The sequence below is a fragment of the Actinomadura fulvescens genome (assembly GCF_039533225.1).
GTDB lineage: Bacteria > Actinomycetota > Actinomycetes > Streptosporangiales > Streptosporangiaceae > Spirillospora > Spirillospora fulvescens.
Genome location: NZ_BAAATD010000019.1, coordinates 111,635 through 127,676 on the forward strand (window position 1 = coordinate 111,635; position 16,042 = coordinate 127,676).

A 16,042-nucleotide genomic window follows, 5' to 3' on the forward strand; every position below is an offset into this window, starting at 1 on the left:
GAGCGCCCTACCGACCTTCCAGGACTCCACTCGGGTCCGTGCCATCAGGCCAAAGCAGCGTCGGCGGGGAACTGGGCGGCGTACTGGAACGCCACCGCGGCGCCGAGGTCATGCCCGACCACGCGGGCGTCACGTATGCCGAGCGCCGGCATGACCTGCCACCAGCCGAACCACGTCTGCGGCCATCCGTGCAGGAGCACCACCGGCGAGCCGCTTCCGCCGGTCAATAGTGCATCCGGACGCCGTCGACGTCGGCGAACTTGTGCTGGAACGTGCTCGTGAACCGCGGGTCGTTCCGCGTGGCGGCGGCGTAGGAGGGAACGTCGTCGTCGGCGGCGGCGGGTGCGGAGCAGGCCGCGGTACCGAGCAGGAGGGCCAGTGCGACGGCCGCCAGCGTTCGTGGTGCGGTGATCATGTGTTCCTGTCTTGGATGGTCAGCGACCGGTCGTACCGTCGATGAGTTCGCGGAGGATGTCGGCGTGGCCGGTGTGGCGGCCGGTCTCCTCGATCATGTGAGTGAGTGCCCAGCGAACGCTGGGCGCGGGGCGGCGCGATCGCGGCCGGGGGAGGGGCGCGCCGGGGTCGGTGCACTGGTCGAGAACGTCGTCGGCGCGTTCGACCGTCTCCCGGTAGCGGGTGACGACGTCGGTCACGCTGTCGGCCGGTGCGGCCTGGAACGTCGCCTGCCAGTTGGTGACGTTGTCGCCGAGGAACATCGAGCGTTCGACGAACGTCAGGTGGTTGAGCAGGCCGAGCAGGTTCGTGCCCGAGGGCACCGCGGCTGTTCGTACCTGCGGCTCGGGGGCACCGTCCACCTTCGCGGCGATCGACGCCCGCAGGTAGTCCAGGAAGCCGCGCAGGGTTTCGATCTCGTTGTTTCCGGTCCGTGGCGGCGGGGTGTCGCGGCGGCGGATGGTGGTCTCCTTCGTACGGCGGATGAGCAGGACGTGGTCGGTCACCTGTGCGGTGCGTCCACCCGGGCCGGACGCGATCCGGCGGGGCGCGTCGGCCCGTTCGACCGTCCATGTCGCCGGGTCCAGGTCGATGTCCGCGGCGACCTCGCGTGGGGTCGGATAGCGCACCTCGCGGCCCTGGTCCCATGACCACGGCGCGGTCGAGCCGTGGTCGACGACCAGCAGCCGCCCGCCCGGGCGCAGCGCGTGCGCGGCGGTGCGCAGGACGGTCGTCCGGTCCAGGTCGAAGGGAGTGTGCAAGTAGTGGGCGCAGATCAGGTCGAACCCGCCCTGCGGGAACGAGTCGCGCAGGTCGCGCCGCTCGGCGGTGATCTGCAGACCGTGTGAGCGGGCAAGGCCGGTGAGCCGTTCGACCGCCACGGCCGAGATGTCGACGGCGGTGACGCGCCACCCTTGGCGGGCGAGCCACAGCGCGTCGCCGCCGTCACCGCATCCGAGGTCCAACGCCTCGCCGGCCGGCAGGCCCGTGACCGTCTCGGCGAGCCGAACGTTCGGCCGCGGGTCGCCGGCCGCCGATCGGGCCGCGTAGACGCCGTCCCAGAACGTGACCGCATCGGTGCTGCTCATCAAGACTCCTCTGTCGGAACGCCTCCAGTCTTGCCAGACCCGCCCCGATCTGGCACGAAATCTTGCCGTTCTGGCAAGCTGACTCTGTGGACGGTGAAACAGAAGACGTACTCGACGCGGTAGGACCGCGGCTGCGAGCGCTGCGTCGCGGGCGCGGCATCACCCTCGCCGACCTGGCGGCGATGACCGGGGTGTCGGAGAGCACCCTGTCCCGGCTGGAGAGCGGGCAGCGCCGGGCGACCCTGGAGTTGCTGCTGCCGCTGGCCCGGACCTACGACGTCCCGCTGGACGATCTCGTCGGCGCCCCACGTACCGGCGACCCCCGGATCCACCTGAAGCCGATCCGCCGCCACGGGATGATCTTCGTTCCGCTGTCCCGCCGCCCGGGCGGCACGCAGGCGTTCAAGATGATCATCCCCGCTCAGCCCAAGCCGCTCGAACCGACCCCGCAGACCCACGAAGGCTTCGAATGGCTGTACGTGCTCAACGGGCGCCTGAGACTCGTGGTCGGCGAACGCGACCTGACGCTGCCGCCCGGTGAGGCGGCCGAGTTCGACACCTCCTTGCCGCACTGGCTGGGCAGCGCCGACGGCGGCGTGGTTGAGCTCCTCATCCTGTTCGACCTGCAAGGCCTACGCACGCACGTACGCCCCGGCGCCCCCACTAGGGCGCGCAGTTAAAGGCTCAGCTCAGACGGGCTTGCAGAAGGCAGAACTCATTGCCCTCAGGGTCGACCAGGCAGTGCCAGGACTCCTCGCCGGTCTGGCCGACGTCGGCCGGACGCGCCCCGAGCTCCAGGAGGCGTTCGAGCTCCGCGTCCTGATCGCGGTCGGTGGCGTTGACGTCGATGTGCAGCCGCAGCTTGCCCGTTTTGGGCTCGGTGGCGGGACTGAAGACCAGAGTCGGCTGCGGCCCGCCGAACCCCTCCCGTGGCCCGATCTCCACCGAGCCGTCGTCCTCGGTGTCGAGCACGACGAAGTCCAGCACCTCGCACCAGAACGCCGCCAGCCGTTGCGGGTCCCGGCAATCGATCACCAGCTCGGAAATGCGCGAAGCCATGATCACCACCCTACGGGCACCAGCAATCCGGCGGCACGACACCAGACGAAACCGTCAGCACTGGGTCGCCGCCCATAAACCGGTCCGCACACCGGCCCCGCCTAGGGCTGTCCGACTGGGAGCACTCAACGCTCGCCCGGCGAGTCACCGTACTGTGGCACAGCGCCGCCAACACCTCGCTCGCTCTCCACGACCCCGCAGTGCGCCGGGTCAACGTTGATGGCACCAAGCGCATCCTCGACCTGCTGAGCAGCAGTCCCGAGCCCGCGGCGTTGCGGCATATCAGCACGGTCGCCGTGGCCGGCAGGCGAGCGCACGGCATGGTGAAAGACGACGACCTGGACTCCTCGTATGGCTTTCAGAACACCTACGAACGAGCCAAGTTCGACGCCGAGGTGCTCGTCCGCACCTGGGCCGCACAGCAGGACCACCGCGCGACCATCTTCCGGCCCAGCGGGCTCATCACCAACAGCCCGCCGGGCCTCGGCCGGCCACCCCACGTCCTGGAAACACTCTTCAAGGTGTTCCAGCGCCTAGTAGAAGCCCACCCGAACCTGAGAGACGGCTTGCGGCTGGCAGTCCCAGCAGAGGCGAGCACCAACCTCGTGCCCACCAAGGAAGCGGCGAAGGCCATGGTCGCAGCGGCCTGCCGAATCAACACGCACGAGACGAGGACATTCAACGTCGTGCATCCTGAAAGAACCCCAGTGACGCTCCTACTCCGCGTCCTTGCCGACCGGCTGTCCATCGCCCTCGAAATTGCCCAAGACGACCCCACGACTTCCCGTGCGCTCCTAGAGACGATCGCCGCCGGAACCGTCGGCCACCTGGCGTTCACCCGAATCTATGGCCTGCGCGACCTCGGCCTGGCGATCCCGTCCGATCCGCCAATGGAAGAAATACCTGCTGGCGTCCCTGCCTCTGTCGGGCAATGTGTGAGTGTGCCACGAGATGATCGCCCCATGACGGATGTGATCTTCTTCGATCTGGACGGCACTCTGGTCGATCACCGAACCGCGGTGTGGGACACGATCGGCCAGATCGTCCGGGAGGCGCCGAACGCGACGGCTCCACCGGAGGAGCTGGTGACGTTGTGGTGGACGCTGGAGGCGCGCCACATGCGGGAATACCTGTCGGGTCAGTGCTCCTTCGCCGAGCACCACCGGCGCAGGCTCCGTTCCTTCCTGCCGATGCTCGGCGAGCCGGTTCCAGAAGGTCCCCTGCTGGACGCCTGGATCGCCGAACGGTACCTCACCGCGTTCGAGAAGGCCTGGCGGTGCTATCCCGATGTCCAGCCCTGCCTTGAGGCCCTGAAGCGGCTTCCCCAAGGACCGCGTCTGGCCGTTCTCACCAACGGGGACCCCGAGCAGCAGCGCGCCAAGCTTGCCCGCTTCGGCCTCCTGGAATACTTCGAAGCCGTCCTGACCCCCACCGAGCTCGGTGCGGCCAAGCCCGCCGCCTACGCCACCGCCTGCCGCTGGATGGGAACGGACCCCGCGCGGGCCGTCAACGTGGGCGACATGCTGGAGAGCGACGTGAACGCGGCCGCGCTCGCCGGGCTCACCGGCATCTGGCTGGACCGCGGCGTCGACTTCGTCACCGGTGGGCCCTCGCCGACGGCAGACGAAACGGTGCTCCGCATCGAACGACTCACCGACCTTCCCGACCACCTATAACCCCCGGAACGCCTGCCCGGGTCTCCAGCACCTCATTGCCCCACCCGAACCCCGACCCAACATGGTGTTCATCCGCAAGAGCGACCGGACCTGGGCAGCACGGTAAAGGTGAAACTGGCGTTTGTCCGACGGCGTAGTGGGGTGTCGCACTTGATCCGGCGCAGCACCTCGTTCCTGCTTAGGCCGAGCCCCTGCGCGATGAGCCGTTCCGGGCGCACCGGTACGGGATCGTCGAAGACGACCTCCACCCGGACCGGCCACGCCTCGTCCCGCCACGCCGACGGGGTGGCCAGCCGCCAGGCCGCCGTCCAGTCCAGGGTGAAGCGGTTGCGTCGGGCGAGCAGCGGATCCAACAGCGTGGACGCCACCAGCTCCGGATCGTTGGCGTGATAGCCGTCGAGCTCGGCCGGATCGAAGGATCTGACCGGCGCTCGCTCGTGCACGGTGAGCTTGTTCGTACGGCCGCAGGACACGCAGCGGACCAGCAGCCACACGTCCAGCAGGTTGCCGTTGGCGTTGACGCGGAACCTGCCCTCGCCGGTGGTGGCCGACTCCGACAGGCAGTCCACGCACCGCAACGACAGCAGAGGCAGCCTGGTCCGGCGAACGATCCAGGGCAGCACGGTATGAGGTTGTGAAGACATGAGCTCTCTAGACCTGACACGAGGCCGATTGCGCGCGGCCTCAATCGCTGAGTGACCGGGCGCGCAGGGGCAGCCCGGCAGAGCCGACGGAACGGTCGGCTTCAAGGTGAGTGGAAGAAGATGTCAGGTCTAAAGAGCAGGCGGGGTCACGCGGTCTTGTCCTCTGTCCTCACTGCGACGGGCCGCAGGCAACCTACGGGAACGTGGAAGGAGGGCTCAAACGGTTTTCCGGCGGTCGCCATGATGCCGTCCGGCTGCACATGGCGTTCTCACGGGCGCAGTTGTTGCCGTACCCGGGCGGCCTCTCGGGTGAGGTGGCTGACCTCCGGCAGGCTGGTGGCGGCGCGGGCGGCCTCGGCGTACAGGTCGGCGGCTCGCTCCAGGTCGCCGGCGCGTTCGTGCAGGTAGGCCGTCACCGCGGTGTAACGGGGCAGGTCGGGGCTCACGTCGGCCAGCGCCGCCAGGCCCGCTTGCGGCCCGTCGGCCTCGCCGACCGCCACCGCGCGGTTGAGCCGCACCACCGGGCTGTCGGTGAGGCGCAGCAGTTCGTCGTACCACTCCACGATCTGCACCCAGTCGGTCTCGGCGGCGGTCCGGGCGTCCGCGTGCAGGGCGGCGATCGCGGCCTGCGCCTGGTATTCACCCAGCCGGTCGCGGGCCAGCGCGGCCTGCAGGATCGCCACCCCCTCGGCGATCAGGCGGGTGTCCCACAGCGACCGGTCCTGCTCGCCGAGCGGCACCAGGCGACCGCCCGGGCCGGTACGGGAGGCACGCCGCGCGTGGTGCAGCAGCATGAGCGCGAGCAGCCCCATGACCTCGGGCTCGTCGGTCAGGGCGACGAGCTGGCGGGTGAGGCGGATCGCCTCGGCCGCCAGGTCGACGTCTCCGCCGTACCCCTCGTTGAAGACGAGGTAGAGCACGCGCAGCACCGTTCCGAGATCGCCGGGCTGGTCGAGCGGCAGCCCCGCGATCCGCCGCTTGGCCCGGCTGATCCGCTGCGCCATCGTCGCCTCGGGGACCAGGTGCGCCGCCGCGATCTGCCGCGTGGTCAGCCCGCCGACCGCGCGCAGCGTCAGGGCGAGGGCCGCGGCCGGCGGCAGGGTGGGGTGCGCGCACAGGAAGTAGAGCCGCAGCGTGTCGTCCGCGGTGGGCGCGGGTCCGGCGGGAGGCTCGGCGTGTACGGCGACTTCGCGTCCCCGCCGCGACGCCTCGGCACGGGCGGCGTCGAGGAACCTGCGCCACGCGGCCGCGACGAGCCATGCCTTCGGATCGCGCGGCGGGTCGTCCGGCCACGTGTCCAGCGCCCGGATCAGGGCCTCCTGCACGGCGTCCTCGGCCGACGCGAAGTCGGCTCCGCGCCGGACGAGGACACCGATCACCGCGGGAACGAGCTCCCGCAGCAGCGACTCGTTCACTCGGTGACCGTGTCCGGTTCGGTGAGGAACGGCCGGACCTCCAGCCACTCGTGGATCGGCTCGCCGCGGGGCCCGGGGGCGGCGGACAGCTCCGCGGCCAGCTCGACCGCGCGGTCCCACGACTCCACGTCGATGACGTACCAGCCGGCGATGAGGTCCTTGGTCTCGGCGAACGGACCGTCGGTCACCGGTGGGCGCCCCTCGCCGTCCGACCGCACGAACGCCCCCTCGGGCGCCAGTGCCTGGGTCTCGACGAACTCGCCCGTCTCCTCCAGGCGGGCCGCGAAGTCGCGCATGAACTGCACGTGCGCGTCGACCTCCTCCGGCGTCCACTGGTCCATCGACGCGAAGTCGACGATGGGGGCCGGGCCACCTCGGTAGTGCTTCAGCAGCAGGTACTTCATCGTGGTTCTCCTTCGTCGTCGCGGCCCCGTCGTGGCCGCTCGTGTCCCTGGGACGGAGCCGGCACCACGTTCTCGACACCCGAGACGGGAGACTAGTAAAAATCGCCCATGGCATCACGGGTTCACATTCCGGCGGCCAGCGGCAGCACCATCAGAGCCGCGGGCAACACGACCGCGGCGCCGATGGACCAGCCCAGCAGCCAGCGGAACACGTACTTGGTCTGTGACTCCTCGGTGTTGGCCAGCACCAGCCCGCCGCCGAGGTGCAGGGGGCTGATCGCGACGGTGCCGATGGTGCCGCAGATGGCGATGAGGATCATGGTGAACTGGGTCGCGGTCTGGTCCGGCAGCGCGGCGGCCACGAGCGGGATGACGACGCCGAGCACCGCGACCGTGGAGGACTCGATGGTGGCGAAGAACGCCGCCAGGTAGGAGACCGCCAGGACCGCGAGCAGCGGCGTCGAGATGCCGCCGAGATGGGTGGAGATCGCGTCGAGCGTCCCGGCGTGCTCCAGGTTGGCGACGTACACCATGATCCCGGCGGTCAGCAGGATGACGCCCCACGGCATCTCGCCGACGACCTGGCGCGGCGCGGGCTTGAAGACCAGATGCAGCACCAGGCCGACGGCCAGGGACACGAACACGACGTTCGCACCGAGACCGAGCACGGCGACGACGAACACGCCGATGCCGGCCAGCGAGCCGATCTGGTAGCGGGTCCACGGCCCGGCTCCCCGCACGGCGGGCACCGTATCCTCCGTGGTCCTGCCGCGCCGGATCAGGCCCACGCCGCCCAGGCACAGGAACGCGATGACCGTGGTGACGGTCTTCAGAGCGGCAAGGCCCCAGAACAGCAGTTCGGGGGAGTACTCCACGTGCACCTTCGCCGTCAGGGTCTCCACGATCTGGCCCCAGGGGGACAACGGGGAGAAACCGCCGACGCTCGCGCCGCTGCAGGCCACCAGCGCCATCAGCACCGGATCGATGCCGCGGTTGCGGGCCAGGCGCATCGCGATCGGAAGCATGACCGCGACGGTCGCGCTGGGCAGCGTGCCGATGGCGCTGAGCACCGCGCCGATGAGGAACATTCCCCAGGGCAGGGCCCAGTCGCGCCCGCCCGACAGCCGGATCACGCCGTGCACCAGGCGGTCGATCGCCCCGCTGCGCTGGGCGTGCCCGAACATGTACATCACGCCGATGATCAGGACGACGATGGCGCCCGGGAAGCCTTCAAGGATCTTGTCCTTGGGCACTCCGGCGACCGTTCCGAGCACGAACGCCGCGGGCAGCGCCACCAGCCCGACGTTGACGTCGCGCCAGATCGCCAGGACGAACACCGCCACCAGCAGGACGAGGGACAGGGTTTCGGGAAAGTTCACATCAGTTCCCTGAGGGGTCGAAGCCGGGGCGGCGGTCGAGTTCGTCGTTCCACGACGGCCTCGGGCCACCTCGTTACTGAACAATTTGTTCGTTTACGATTGAAGTGGCCAGTAACTTACGTCACACGGGCCCCTCGACTCAAGAGACGAGATGAACGCCGGCGGCCCGGAAGCGTGCCGCGCCAGGGGCATACGACCCACACACGCGTGCGGCAGGGACGCGCGCAGCGGCATGGACGTGCGCAGGGGGCGGTGGGTGTGAGGACGCCCGGAGTCGGACCGGGGGCGGTGCGCGGAAAGGCGGGGCGGGCGCCCCGGGAACTACTCCGGAACGTCGAAGCCGCTGGCCCAGTAGCGGCCGTGCATCGCCAGGTCGAACAGCATCCGGGCCACCTCTTCGACCGGCATCGGGGGAGTGTCGTGCTCCACCCACCACTGCAGCACGGCGGTCTGCTCGCCGACCCAGGCGCGGGCCAGCAGGTCGGGGGTCAGGCGGGGCCGCACCCCGTTGAGCTCGGCCCGCTCGCGGAACACCTCGGCCACCGTCTCGACGGTCCGCTGGACGAACAGCCGCAACGGCCTGCCGTCCCCCTCGCCGCGCAGCACGATCCGGTACAGGTCGCGCCGCTCCTGGGCGTGCCGGAACAGCTCCAGCACCGGCTTGCCGGTGAAGCCGACGGCGTCCTCGGCCACCAGCGGGCGCAGCCGGTCGTCGAGCTCGGCCAGCAGCTCCGCGGTCACCGCCGCGAACAGATCCTCCTTGTCGCGGCAGTGGCTGTAGAAGGTCGCGCGCGCCACGTCGGCCCGTTCGGTGATGTCCTCCACGGTGATCGCCGCGAAGCCGCGTTCCAGCACCAGCTCCACCAGTGCGTCGCGCAGCGCGCGCCGGGTCCGCCGCGTCCGCCTGTCCTCGGCCATCGTCACCCTTCGACCAGCCCGGACGCGTCCGTGTCCGGAGGCTCTCAGTGTAGAGAAGCTTGACGTCTCCACACATAATGAACATTCTGTCTGGAAACATTCACCATGTAACTTAACTTTGAGAGGGTGGTCGATGAACCTCGGCACCTACCTCACGCGCAGCGCCCGCTACTGGCCGGAGGAGACCGCGCTCGTCTGCGCGGACCGCTCCTGGACGTTCCGGGAACTGGAGACCGAGGCCAACCGGCTGGCCTCGGCGCTGGTCGGCCGCGGCCTGGTGCCCGGCGACGCGGTCGCCAGCCTCGCCTGGAACCGGGGCGAGCTCGTCGTGGTCGAGTTCGCGCTGTACAAGGCCGGACTGATCCGCGCGCCCATCAACGCCCGGCTGGGCCGCGCCGAGATCGAGCACATCCTGGGCTACGCCCCGATCCGCGCGCTGATCTTCGACGCGGCGCACGCCGCCGACGCGGTCGCCGCTCTGGCGGGCGCGGGCGGCGACTGCGAGGCCGTTCTGCTCGATCCGGCCGCCGCCGACGGCTCCCTGCGCGAGATCATCCCGCTGGCCTACCGAGACCTGCTCGCCGAGGGCGACGACGGCCCGGTCCGCGTCGAGGTCGGCGAGCACGATCCGTGCGTCCTGAACTTCACGTCCGGTTCGACCGGTGCGCTCAAGGCCGCGACCCAGACGTTCGGCAACCGGCTGGCCAACCTGCGCAAGCAGCTCATGAACGACGAGTCGCGCCCCGTCCCGGGCGTCCGCTACCTGGCCTGCGGGCCGATCACGCACGCGGCCGGGATGAACCTGCTGGCCGGGGTGTTCGGCGGCGCGACCTCGCACATCCTCCCGACCTGGGACGTCGAGGCGTTCTTCGACACCGTCGAACGCGAGCGGATCACCGCCACGTTCATGGTCCCCATCATGCTGAACATGCTGCTGGCCCATCCCGGCCGTACCGGACGCGACCTGTCCAGCCTCACCAGCCTGCGCATCGGCGGCGCGCCCATCTCCCCGCAGCGGCTGCGCGAGGCCGTCGAGGCGTTCGGGCCGATCATCGCGCAGGGCTACGGCCTGGGCGAGACCACCAGCGTCGTCGCCGGGCTGTCCAGCGCCGAGATCGCGCACGCCGTCGACCACGACCCCGAACTGCTGCGCTCGTGCGGCCGTCCCGGCTACGACACCGAGGTCCTGGTCGTCGACGAGGACGGGCGGGAGCTCGCGCCGCGCGAGGTCGGCGAGATCGTCGTGCGCGGCCCCGACTGCGTCCGGGAGTACTGGCGCGAGCCCGAACTGTCGGCGCGGACGTTCCGGGACGGCTGGGTGCGCACCGGCGACCTGGCGTGGATGCGCGAGGACGGCTACCTGTTCATCGTCGACCGCAAGAAGGACATGATCATCTCCGGTGGGTTCAACATCTACTCCACCGAGGTCGAGGCCGCCCTGTACGAGCATCCCGCCGTCCGCGAGGTCTGCGTGGTCGGCGTGCCCGACGAACGCTGGGGCGAGGCGGTCAAGGCCGTCGTCGTCGCCCACGGCGGCCGGTCCGTCACGGCCGAGGAGCTGATCGGCTTCTGCGCCGAACGGCTCGACCGCTTCAAGAAGCCACGTTCTGTCGACTTCGTGCCCGCGCTCCCGGTGAACCGCAACGGCAAGATCGACCGCAAGGCCGTGCGCGAGACCTACTGGGCCGGCTCCGACCGGCGAGTGAACTGAACGAGGAGACCGATCCCATGACGTTTTCCCTGCGTCCGGCCTACGACGACCCGAAGCTCAGCCCCCTGGTCGACAAGCTCCGCGACTACCTGTCGGGCGAGCTCGCCGACTACGAGGACGAGCACGGGATCGACCACCGGACGAGACTGACCCGGGCCGTGCTGGAACCGGTCTGGCAGCGCAGCCGCGAACTCGGCTTCTACGGCATCCACCTTCCCGTCGAGCTCGGCGGTCAAGGGCTGACCTACACCCAGCTCGCCGCCCTGAAGGAGGAGATCGGCGCCGGTGGCCGCGTCCTCGGCCACAGCGTGCTCGGCGAGATGGGCGGTCCGCTGCGCGCGGGCGACATCTTCCGGCACGCCACCGAGCACCAGCTCCACAAGTACCTCCTCCCGGTGGTCCGGGGTGAACGCGCGTGCTGCTTCTCCCTCACCGAGGCGGACGCGGGCTCCGACGTCTTCGCCATGCGCACCGTCGCGGTCCGCGACGGCGACGGCTACCGCCTCACCGGCCACAAGGTGTTCAGCACCGCCGGGCCGTTCGCCGACTTCGCCATCGTCATCGCGCGCATGGACGGCACCGACAAGTCCTACTCGGCGTTCATCGTCGACCTGGACAGCCCCGGCTGCCGCGTCGTGGACGGAGCCACCCCGATGTCGGGCGAGCACATCGAAAGCGATGTCATCCTGGACGACTGTCACGTCCCCGCCGCCAACCTCCTCGGCCAGGAAGGCGAGGGGATGCGCATCGGCCTCGGCCGCGTCACCACCAACCGCCTCCTGCACTGCCCGACGCTGCTGGGCATGGCCCGCCGCGCGATCGAGCTGTCCCTTGACCGCGCCCGGACCCGGATCGTCCAGGGCGCACCGCTGATGAATCTCCAGGCCATCCAGCACAAGCTCGCCGACATGGCCACCGAGTACTACGCGGCCCGGTCGATGACCTACACCGCCATCGCCGCCCTGGACCGGGGTGAACGTCCGCGCCTGGAGGCGTTCATGTGCAAGCTCTTCGTCGCCGAGGCGGCGTTCCGCATCCTGGACGAGGCCGTGCAGATCCACGGCAAGGAAGGCCTCACCCAGGGCAACGAGGTGGAGTATCTGTTCCGCAAGGTGCGGATGTTCCGTGTTCTGACCGGCACCTCAGAGATCCAACGCAACGGCATCGCCAAGGGCCTGGCCCTGCTCTCCGACGTTGCCGGTCACGCCAGTTGACTCCGGACGGAGCGCGGCGCGCGGCGCTGGAGGGCGTAAGGAGGCCCTGCCACCAGGGCCTCCTTCACGCTCTCGGCGTCAGGGTTGCTTGGCGACGGCGCGGAAGGCCGGGAGGGCTTCGGCCATGTGGGGTTCGGAGTTGAGGTCCTGGCTGCTCTTGACGATGACGACGTCGTTCTTGGGCGAGACGTAGACGAACTGGCCGAGGATGCCGATGGCGGCGTAGTCACCCTGGTCGCCGATCCACCACTGGTAGCCGTAGGCGTTCTCGGGGCTGTCGGGCTTGGCGGGCCTGAGGCGGTGGGGCTGGAGGTGGGGCTCGGTGGCGCGGGTCGAGTCGGTGATCCACCCGGTCGGGATGACCTGGCGGCCCCCGGCGCGCCCATCGCGCAGGTAGAGCAGACCGAAGCGGACGAAGTCGCGGACGGTCGCGTGGTAGCAGCAGTAGGCGATGTCGCTGCCCTGGTAGTCGCGGCCCATCAGCATCGGGGTCTCCATGCCGGCGGGCCGCCAGATCTTGTCGCGGACGTACGTGGCCAGGGGCTTGCCGGTGGCCTTGGTGACGAGCCAGCCGAGGACGAAGGTGTTCATGGAGTCGTAGTTCCAGCGGGTTCCCGGCTGGAAGTCGCGTTCGGCCTCACGGGCCTGGCTGGTGAGGGAGGCGCCGAACACCATCCGGATCGTGGTGGAGGTCGATCCCTTGAACGGTTGGTGTAGTCGGTCTCGTCGTACTTGTGGCCGGAGGACATCTGCAGGATGTGGCGGATCGCGACGCCGTCGTAGCCGGTGCCGCGCAGTTCGGGGATGTACTTGGTCACCGGGTCGGCGACCGAGGCGACCCGGCCTTCGGCCACAACAGATAGCCGTTTCAGGAACCGGACATTCGGGGCACTGGAAACGGCTATCCGTTGGGCAACGGGGACGATCTCTGAGGTCGCGACACTGGTAGTTGTAGATGCGCTTCGCTGCTCGCCTGATCCCTTGTGACACACGGGCCTGCGGTCGCTGGCCGTTGTGCCTTTTGCCTGAGTTGTCGGCCTGAGCGGCGAAGCACCTTTGATCTTCCGCCGCTCGGTCTGACGCAGGCTCGCACACAGGCTTGGGATGCCTTCTGGATGAGTTGTCGCCCGGGCGGCGGATCTGCCGATGTTGCCCCCGTGACGATCTTCACCGTGGTGGGATGCCGCAGACCGCGCCCCCTCGTGCTGGCCCCTTGTCTTGCACTGACTGCTGTCCAGCCGTTGACCAGTCGCCCGAGGACCAGGGGCGGCTCGACGAGCCGAGACGGACCCACAGTGACCTGATAGGAGCTCGACCGCGCCCCGGGAACTGGAAGGGGATGGACCTGGTGCGACGGCTTCCGCATCCCACCGACCGGCGTGCGCTCGAAGTCCATCTGCGGCCGGCCGGGCGACGGCGCCTCAGGGCCGTCGAGGAGGTCGGCCGCCGCGCCTCCGAGGAGTTTTTCGCCCCTGACCCCCGAGGAACGCATAGCTTTCCATCTGATGCTCACCAAATTCGCCCACGACTCCCCGGCCGAGGAGTGAGATGAGTCCGGTCCTGCAACTGCGGCTGACCTTGACCGCCGTCATCGGGTTGGCGTACTGGCTGTTCGGCAACCTGTACGAGGCCATCGTCTTCTCCCCCAACTGGGTACGCGACAGCCCGGACCAGTTCACCCGGCTCGACGGGTTCTTCACCGTGACCGGCCCCACGCTGTACTTCGTGCCGCTCACCCCGCTCGTCCTCGTGTTGGTCTGGCTGTTGTGGTGGCGCAACCGCGACGAGGACCTCGTCCCCGATTACCGCCGGGCCGCCCTTGCCGCCCTGATCCTGACCGCCCTCACGGCGTACATCGTCGCTGCGGTGGTGTCGCAGATGTTCGGCGCCGACGCCTTGGCACGTCCGGAGAACCTCAACGCCGCCGCGTGGCGATGGAACGTCCTCAACATCGTCCGCATGATCCTCACCGCGGCCACGGCCTGGTTCATGTTCAACGCCTTCCGTAAGCTCGACCGCCGAACCGGCACCGGTCGGCGGCCGGAGCAGGATTGACAACCCGCCGGGACCTGCTGCTGGCCCCTGCCCCGCGCTGGAGCCGCTGCTGACCCCGGGCGCATCGCACGTGCGGGGACGGGTCTGTGGTCGGCCAGGAAGAGGGGCCCTCGGGTACGGACGGGCCCGTCGGGGTGGCCGCCCGGGAGCCGCAGCAGGCGGGGCAGGAGGCGGGCGGTGCCGGCGTCCCAGTAGACCCATTCGGTGTCGCCGCCCTTGGAGGTCAGCGGCACGCGCCGGTTGTCCAGGTCGAGGTCTTGCACGTTCAGGGAAAGGATCTCCGCTGCCCTGGCCGCTGTCTCGTACAGCATCCGGTAGAGCGTCTTGTCGCGCAGCGGGAGGTCGCGGCGCGACAGCAGCCGCTCCAGGCGGGTCTTGGCGACGGCCTTGGTGTGGTCAACGTTCTCCCGGCGGCGTTCGGCATCAGCCGGCACCGACGGCGCCGCCCACCGCTTCTTGGTGGCGCACCACGACAGCCAGGAGGAGACGGCGGCCCGGTTGCGGTTCCAGGTCGCCGGCGCGCACCCGCCCACAGCGTGGTGAGCGCCTCGCCGATCTCGGTGTCGGCGACGTCGGCCAGGAGCCGGTCGCGGCCGCCGACCGCGGCGATGGTCCGGTCGATCGCCGAGGCGTAGGCGCGGTGGGTGTTGGGGTTGGCGACCCGGTGGGTGCCGAGGAACTCATCCGCGGCGTCGGCGAGGGTGATCGCGTCTCCGCGCAGCGCGGTGATCTTCCGTGCGGCGGCCGCGCTCACCGGTCACCGCCCGGCGCGGCAGCGATGTACGTGACCGAGTCGCGCATCGACCGCGAGGACGCATCTCCAGCTCGACGGTGATCGCTGATGGTTCATGTACCTGATAATAGTTCGTTATCACGTACAGGGCGGCGCTTCGTCGCCGTCGCGTCCTATTGCTCTTCGGCGGGTTGGGTCCTAGCCGCCTGGCTGGCGGGTGTCGGTGGGGCTTTGGCGAGGACGGCGCGGAGGAATTCGCGTTCGAGGGCGATTTTGAGGAAGTGCATGCCGCGGAGCGGGAAGCGGCCGCGTCGCCGAAGCCGGATGAAGAGCAGGACGGTGCGCCAGCATTTATCCGTCTACGCTCACAGGGGAATTATCTGATTGTTTTCATATTTCCTTGCTATTTGCACACTTGAGGCATCTAATAAGAAATGTAACCAACAAGAAAAGGAGGCCTACATGGGCTTCGTTCAGGTTCTGGAGTTTGACACCAAGCAGGTCAGCGACATCGAGTCACTCATGAGCGAGTGGCGGGCTGAGATTTCTGGAAAGAGCACGGTTCGGCACGAGGTCGTGGCAAGGGACCACACTCGCCCGAACCACTATGTAGCGATCATGGAATTTTCCTCTTGGGAGGACGCCCAGCGCAACAGCAAGTTGGCGGAGACCGAACGCTTCAGCGCGAAGATGGCCAAGCTGTGTGACGGCCCGGTGAAGTTCGGCGACTACGACGTCATCCGCGACAAGAGCTAGTCCGAAGCTGGTCCCGGCCGACCCAGCCGAACAGCCAGCGGTAAGTCATTAGTGCACATCATTTAGACCGGCCTGCATCATGGCGTGTTCAAGTACCCTCGCCCATGGTGCAGGTCATTCCCCGCCTTCATCCACGCCGCAAGAACAGCACGAACAACGACCGATCTTCAGAATCCCCGAGATCCCGTCAGGTGCCAGAAGTGCTCCTTGATTCGGAGAAGCCGGCTGGTCAAGGGATCGACGAGGGCTGACGGAGCGCTTGGAACTCTGGGGTTATTTCTTAAAATATAAGAGTGGTGTCCCTGGCGCTGGCGCCGGAGCCACATCTGTGGTGACGTAGAGATATCTAGGAGACACGAGCCGTAGCACTGGCCGTTGGCCGTGTACCGCCGTTGGTCTCCGCCGCGTACCCGAGTCGCTCACCTATATCAGCGACCGAGCGCTACAGCTTCAGGGAAGGCTTGGCTCTCATGCCAGTCGACACCGTTCACGCCGTACCCGCCGCCGCGACACGCAGCGCCCGCACCCGAACCCGTG

Annotated in this window: 16 protein-coding genes and 2 pseudogenes; 6 read left to right on the forward strand and 12 right to left on the reverse strand. The window is 68.9% G+C overall.

Features of this window, described 5'->3' with window-relative positions:
• Positions 1-44 precede the first annotated feature (44 nt).
• The 4 genes and pseudogenes from ABD333_RS43360 to ABD333_RS47740 form a co-directional block, all read right to left on the reverse strand.
• Entirely contained in the window at positions 45-227 is a 183-nt protein-coding gene (locus tag ABD333_RS43360; RefSeq protein WP_344548507.1) for an alpha/beta fold hydrolase, read from the reverse strand.
• The gene (locus tag ABD333_RS43365; RefSeq protein ID WP_344548508.1) at positions 224-415 is read right to left on the reverse strand and encodes a hypothetical protein; all 192 of its coding nucleotides are present in this window, start codon (positions 413-415) and stop codon (positions 224-226) included. Before ABD333_RS43365 ends, ABD333_RS43360 begins: the two co-directional genes overlap by 4 nt.
• 19 nt (positions 416-434) lie before the next feature.
• Complete coding sequence (locus ABD333_RS47735; RefSeq protein WP_410556344.1) at positions 435-914, reverse strand: DinB family protein; 480 nt, start codon at positions 912-914, stop codon at positions 435-437.
• Positions 915-1,073: 159 nt separating this feature from the next.
• Positions 1,074-1,541, reverse strand: a pseudogene (locus ABD333_RS47740) (class I SAM-dependent methyltransferase); the annotation flags it as partial.
• Between the two features lie 86 nt (positions 1,542-1,627).
• On the opposite strand from ABD333_RS47740, the gene ABD333_RS43375 reads away from it, so the two are divergent.
• Positions 1,628-2,221 (forward strand): helix-turn-helix domain-containing protein, encoded by a 594-nt coding sequence (locus ABD333_RS43375; protein ID WP_344548510.1) that lies wholly within the window; start codon positions 1,628-1,630, stop codon positions 2,219-2,221.
• A 4-nt stretch (positions 2,222-2,225) separates the two neighbouring features.
• Here the strand turns inward: ABD333_RS43375 and ABD333_RS43380 are convergent, their stop codons facing one another.
• Positions 2,226-2,600, reverse strand: a complete 375-nt coding sequence (locus ABD333_RS43380; protein ID WP_344548511.1) for a VOC family protein — start codon at positions 2,598-2,600, stop codon at positions 2,226-2,228.
• Between the two features lie 74 nt (positions 2,601-2,674).
• Here ABD333_RS43380 and ABD333_RS43385 point away from each other — a divergent pair, with 74 nt between their 5' ends.
• The gene (locus ABD333_RS43385) at positions 2,675-4,276 is read left to right on the forward strand and encodes an SDR family oxidoreductase (protein WP_344548524.1); all 1,602 of its coding nucleotides are present in this window, start codon (positions 2,675-2,677) and stop codon (positions 4,274-4,276) included.
• Between the two features lie 68 nt (positions 4,277-4,344).
• Here ABD333_RS43385 and ABD333_RS43390 read toward each other — a convergent pair whose 3' ends face one another.
• From ABD333_RS43390 to ABD333_RS43410, 5 genes are all read right to left on the reverse strand, one after another.
• The gene (locus ABD333_RS43390; RefSeq protein WP_344548512.1) at positions 4,345-4,899 is read right to left on the reverse strand and encodes a DUF1062 domain-containing protein; all 555 of its coding nucleotides are present in this window, start codon (positions 4,897-4,899) and stop codon (positions 4,345-4,347) included.
• 290 nt (positions 4,900-5,189) lie between these two features.
• Positions 5,190-6,335: an RNA polymerase sigma factor gene (locus ABD333_RS43395; RefSeq protein ID WP_344548513.1), complete on the reverse strand. Its 1,146-nt coding sequence runs from the start codon at positions 6,333-6,335 to the stop codon at positions 5,190-5,192.
• Positions 6,332-6,739: a YciI family protein gene (locus tag ABD333_RS43400; protein WP_344548514.1), complete on the reverse strand. Its 408-nt coding sequence runs from the start codon at positions 6,737-6,739 to the stop codon at positions 6,332-6,334. The genes ABD333_RS43395 and ABD333_RS43400 overlap by 4 nt, the downstream gene beginning before the upstream one ends.
• A 122-nt stretch (positions 6,740-6,861) precedes the next feature.
• Entirely contained in the window at positions 6,862-8,118 is a 1,257-nt protein-coding gene (locus ABD333_RS43405; RefSeq protein ID WP_344548515.1) for an SLC13 family permease, read from the reverse strand.
• A 321-nt stretch (positions 8,119-8,439) separates the two neighbouring features.
• A complete protein-coding gene (locus ABD333_RS43410) occupies positions 8,440-9,036 on the reverse strand; it encodes a TetR/AcrR family transcriptional regulator (RefSeq protein ID WP_344548516.1) in 597 nt (198 codons plus the stop codon).
• Positions 9,037-9,169: 133 nt separating this feature from the next.
• Between ABD333_RS43410 and ABD333_RS43415 the strand changes: the two genes are divergently transcribed.
• Both ABD333_RS43415 and ABD333_RS43420 read left to right on the forward strand, forming a co-directional pair.
• Positions 9,170-10,747: an AMP-binding protein gene (locus tag ABD333_RS43415; RefSeq protein ID WP_344548517.1), complete on the forward strand. Its 1,578-nt coding sequence runs from the start codon at positions 9,170-9,172 to the stop codon at positions 10,745-10,747.
• A gap of 17 nt (positions 10,748-10,764) precedes the next feature.
• Entirely contained in the window at positions 10,765-11,961 is a 1,197-nt protein-coding gene (locus tag ABD333_RS43420; RefSeq protein ID WP_344548518.1) for an acyl-CoA dehydrogenase family protein, read from the forward strand.
• Between the two features lie 78 nt (positions 11,962-12,039).
• Here the strand turns inward: ABD333_RS43420 and ABD333_RS43425 are convergent, their stop codons facing one another.
• Positions 12,040-12,636, reverse strand: coding sequence for a serine hydrolase domain-containing protein (locus tag ABD333_RS43425; protein WP_344548519.1), 597 nt, complete (start codon positions 12,634-12,636; stop codon positions 12,040-12,042).
• 873 nt (positions 12,637-13,509) lie between these two features.
• Between ABD333_RS43425 and ABD333_RS43430 the strand changes: the two genes are divergently transcribed.
• Positions 13,510-14,016: a hypothetical protein gene (locus ABD333_RS43430; RefSeq protein WP_344548525.1), complete on the forward strand. Its 507-nt coding sequence runs from the start codon at positions 13,510-13,512 to the stop codon at positions 14,014-14,016.
• A 266-nt stretch (positions 14,017-14,282) separates the two neighbouring features.
• Here the strand turns inward: ABD333_RS43430 and ABD333_RS47745 are convergent.
• Positions 14,283-14,327: pseudogene (locus ABD333_RS47745) on the reverse strand (hypothetical protein); the annotation flags it as partial.
• An 884-nt stretch (positions 14,328-15,211) separates the two neighbouring features.
• Here ABD333_RS47745 and ABD333_RS43435 point away from each other — a divergent pair.
• The gene (locus ABD333_RS43435; RefSeq protein WP_344548520.1) at positions 15,212-15,505 is read left to right on the forward strand and encodes a hypothetical protein; all 294 of its coding nucleotides are present in this window, start codon (positions 15,212-15,214) and stop codon (positions 15,503-15,505) included.
• Positions 15,506-16,042: the final 537 nt, after the last annotated feature.

Bases quoted from the DNA above. Each gene is read 5' to 3' on its own strand.
- ABD333_RS43365 (WP_344548508.1), bottom strand. From the start codon at position 415: ATGATCACCGCACCACGAACGCTGGCGGCCGTCGCACTGGCCCTCCTG.
- ABD333_RS43380 (WP_344548511.1), bottom strand. From the start codon at position 2,600: ATGGCTTCGCGCATTTCCGAGCTGGTGATCGATTGCCGGGACCCGCAA.
- ABD333_RS43400 (WP_344548514.1), bottom strand. From the start codon at position 6,739: ATGAAGTACCTGCTGCTGAAGCACTACCGAGGTGGCCCGGCCCCCATC.
- ABD333_RS43410 (WP_344548516.1), bottom strand. From the start codon at position 9,036: ATGGCCGAGGACAGGCGGACGCGGCGGACCCGGCGCGCGCTGCGCGAC.
- ABD333_RS43415 (WP_344548517.1), top strand. From the start codon at position 9,170: ATGAACCTCGGCACCTACCTCACGCGCAGCGCCCGCTACTGGCCGGAG.
- ABD333_RS43420 (WP_344548518.1), top strand. From the start codon at position 10,765: ATGACGTTTTCCCTGCGTCCGGCCTACGACGACCCGAAGCTCAGCCCC.
- ABD333_RS43425 (WP_344548519.1), bottom strand. From the start codon at position 12,636: ATGGTGTTCGGCGCCTCCCTCACCAGCCAGGCCCGTGAGGCCGAACGC.
- ABD333_RS43430 (WP_344548525.1), top strand. From the start codon at position 13,510: ATGAGTCCGGTCCTGCAACTGCGGCTGACCTTGACCGCCGTCATCGGG.
- ABD333_RS43435 (WP_344548520.1), top strand. From the start codon at position 15,212: ATGGGCTTCGTTCAGGTTCTGGAGTTTGACACCAAGCAGGTCAGCGAC.